Here is a 3,180-nt window from a genome sequence, read left to right as displayed (position 1 = left end):
TAAAGAAATAAATTTAAGGAATCATTCATCCTTACACAAACTATTTTACAGTCTCTAAATTAATTTTTTATTATTTCTATAATCTCTGATAAAGAGATTACGTTACATGTTAATTAGGATACTTTTCTTTAATAACATACATAATTGAGGTGAATCATTATAAATAAATAATTTTTTAAGGAAAAAACACAAGATCAATTCACTCATTTGCATATTTCCATAAAAAAGCCAGCAACCTCATTCAGAGGTTGCTGGAGTTAATACATTCTATATCTAATTAACATTAAAATTATATCAATAATTTCACTACACGACAATGAATAAAAACATTCTCATTTCTCACAGTTTACGAAAAGACATCTTCACAAATATCCATTTTTCTATTTTAAAGAATAACCATGATAAAAACAATAAAACACTTACAAGTCCAAACATAAAGAGAATGATTTTAAATTTTTCATCTTTAAACAAATTATTCGAAAACACCACTTCAAAATTATTATTTTTAAAATACTTATTCATTAATATACTAATTTTGTAAAAAATATTTGAAGTATTATCTACCCATATTGTAAGTATCTCTTCTTTAGAAGAAATAGTATTTAAAAATGTAACTAATATCGTAATATTACTCAGTATTAGTTTTAGCTTAGCGATAGCATATGTAGCGCCAGGCTTTTCAGTTAAGTTATTTTCAAATTTAGGTAATAATACTTTCATGTCCTTACCGAACGCAAGAAGCACAAATGCATCTATAGCTAAAATAATGGCTAACAATCCCTTAAAAGTAGTGTAATTACCTAGATTTTCTTTTTGAAAATATAATCCAAATAAAACTATTGGTACTATTGCCCAAAACATGAAATAGTAGATTACAAATGGCTCAGTTACAAGCTTCTTGATATGCTTAAAATAAATCCACAAAACAATACCTATAGATATAGCTAGGGCAAGAAGAGGCACCCATTCGTTAAATACATCTTTTAAAGACGATCTATACTCTAATATTAAAGCTGCAACAAATATTATAAAAAGTACTACAAATAAAAATGATACAATCATATCTACTACTTGATGCTGAATTAGCTTGCCAAAGTATTTATTTATATTGATTTTTTTCTTAAAAAGATAGAAAGCTACTGTCAACAGTACCAGTATAGTTAAACTACAAATTAAATATATTGGGTCATAATGATAAAAATTATGTATATCTATTGCCCAAGCTAAACTAAATAGCAAAACTAAACATAAATGACCAATAGTTAATAATGCTACTGTAACCTCACTATGCTTCGTAAACTTGGTTGAGTATAATATCACAATTAAATACAAAACCCAACTTAACATAAATATCCCAAATGTATTTATATTCCAGCCGATTCCAGAACTAATCACTATTAGTGCAATTGTATAGACAATATAATATGAAATAACTTCTATTAGCAACAGATACTGCAATCGTTTTAATACGATACTTACTTTTTCACTAAAAGACAAAAATATGATTATAAATATCAATTCAATAAAAAATATAATCAATAATTTTTCATTGAATTTTGAAGTGTCAATTTTTGCTAACATAGCTTGTATGCTAGATCTAGTTAACAATAAAAGTAAAATTTCAGCAATAAATGCACCATTTAACAAAAATTTATTAAAAAATCTGCGTCCACGTTGGGATATTAGTCTAATCTTCCTTATCATAATAAATTGACACCCTATTCCTCCTATTTCACCTAATATATTCCTTAAACCTAGTATTTAGTAAATATAAATTTATCCAATTAAAGCTCTTTTTCAAATATTTGATCTAATTTACCACAAAGAATTTTTTATTATCATTCACAATGCTATCCCAAACAATAGAATTAATCCATACTTTTCAAGTGTATACTTTAATAGCTTTTTGATTGGTAGGACCCATTTAATTAAAAAGCCAACTAATTCATTATTCAACATTTTCGATATTTCAAAAATTTTTTATATTATTCATGCTATTAACCACAAGCATTAAATGACTAAGAACTTAAGTTTTTGATTTTATAGATAGAATCAAATAATCATATACGCAACACATAAACTTTAACGTTTTATTTTTTTATCAACAAACCCAAATCTTCTATTAATTGCTGATCGATTATATCTTTTAAATTTTTGTTTCTTTTGATAGTTTTGTATACTTTTTTGATTAATTTTTTACTTTCATTAATCTGCTCATAATTACCAGATTTTAATTGAGAATACAACGAAATTATTGTTTCAAGTTCTGAATTAAACCAATTTTTCTTAATTTCTAATTCAGTTGAAGAAAGATTTGAGAGTTTTAAAAAGGTTTCTACTCCATAATTTAAGCTACTAGAACTTAAAGTGTTATTAATACTTAACACTATTTTATGCAATTTGTTAATTTCTTCTATATATTTATCCATTGCCTGTAAAACGTCATCATTCATTATACATTTGCTCCCTATAAATCATATTTAATTAAACATTTATAACTATCTTTAGGTGTTCTTCTACTTATTCTCTTCAGCATATTTATATTCACTGGATAAAGATTACCATAATTTAATTTATACCAACTTGCCTGTCTACTATCTTTAAAGCTAAAATCTATATAACTTACTTTGTCAAAACTAATATCAATACATAATTTCCATTTGCCTGGTGGCAATATTGATATTCTCTTCCGGGTTATTTCCCCTTCTCTTGACATTACAAAAATATACACATCATAGAATGGCATATTGGAAGTATTTAGCAAAACTATATTAGTATATTCATCTTCTTCCACCCATATTCCTAAATTGTTAGCTTGCGATGTTATTCTATCTAATATCTTTGCATTCTCTTCTTGCTGAATTGAATTAATTTGTAAATACGCAAAAATAAGTGCACCAGAGGATGCTAAGCCGCTAAACCAACTTCCAATCGCCTCCCACTTAGTATTTTGAGTAGAAACAAACGAACAAAATAGTCCTACTATACCTACAATACAAATAATTATTACAATTACTAATGATTTCTTGTGACTCATTATTAACTCCTACCAATAAATATTTAACACAAACTAATCTATTATGTTATTGGCTTTATTATACATCATACATGGGTATTGTAACTTCAGAGACTGTAAAATAGTTTGTGTAAGGATGAATGATTCCTTAAATTTATTTCTTT

3 protein-coding genes are annotated in these 3,180 nt (G+C 25.9%); all 3 read right to left on the bottom strand.

From position 1 onward, the window contains the following. Positions 1-339 precede the first annotated feature (339 nt). The 3 genes from CP363_RS10370 to CP363_RS10360 all read right to left on the bottom strand — a co-directional run bounded on the left by CP363_RS10370 (position 340) and on the right by CP363_RS10360 (position 3,037). Positions 340-1,704 (bottom strand): hypothetical protein, encoded by a 1,365-nt coding sequence (locus CP363_RS10370; RefSeq protein ID WP_098036219.1) that lies wholly within the window; start codon positions 1,702-1,704, stop codon positions 340-342. Between the two features lie 386 nt (positions 1,705-2,090). Beyond that, positions 2,091-2,453 carry a hypothetical protein gene (locus CP363_RS10365; protein ID WP_098036218.1) on the bottom strand — a complete coding sequence of 121 codons (363 nt, stop codon included), beginning with the start codon at positions 2,451-2,453 and terminating at the stop codon, positions 2,091-2,093. Between the two features lie 14 nt (positions 2,454-2,467). After that, positions 2,468-3,037, bottom strand: a complete 570-nt coding sequence (locus CP363_RS10360; RefSeq protein ID WP_098036217.1) for a hypothetical protein — start codon at positions 3,035-3,037, stop codon at positions 2,468-2,470. Positions 3,038-3,180 lie beyond the last annotated feature (143 nt).

The organism is Lactobacillus sp. UMNPBX12, assembly GCF_002553955.1.
GTDB classification, from domain to species: domain Bacteria; phylum Bacillota; class Bacilli; order Lactobacillales; family Lactobacillaceae; genus Lactobacillus; species Lactobacillus crispatus.
Note: the sequence above shows the minus strand (reverse complement) of the source record. Positions and strands in the feature narration are given on the sequence as shown.

Excerpts from the sequence above, each read along its gene's own strand:
- CP363_RS10360 (WP_098036217.1), bottom strand. The coding sequence starts at position 3,037 with ATGAGTCACAAGAAATCATTAGTAATTGTAATAATTATTTGTATTGTA.
- CP363_RS10365 (WP_098036218.1), bottom strand. The coding sequence starts at position 2,453 with ATGAATGATGACGTTTTACAGGCAATGGATAAATATATAGAAGAAATT.
- CP363_RS10370 (WP_098036219.1), bottom strand. The coding sequence starts at position 1,704 with ATGATAAGGAAGATTAGACTAATATCCCAACGTGGACGCAGATTTTTT.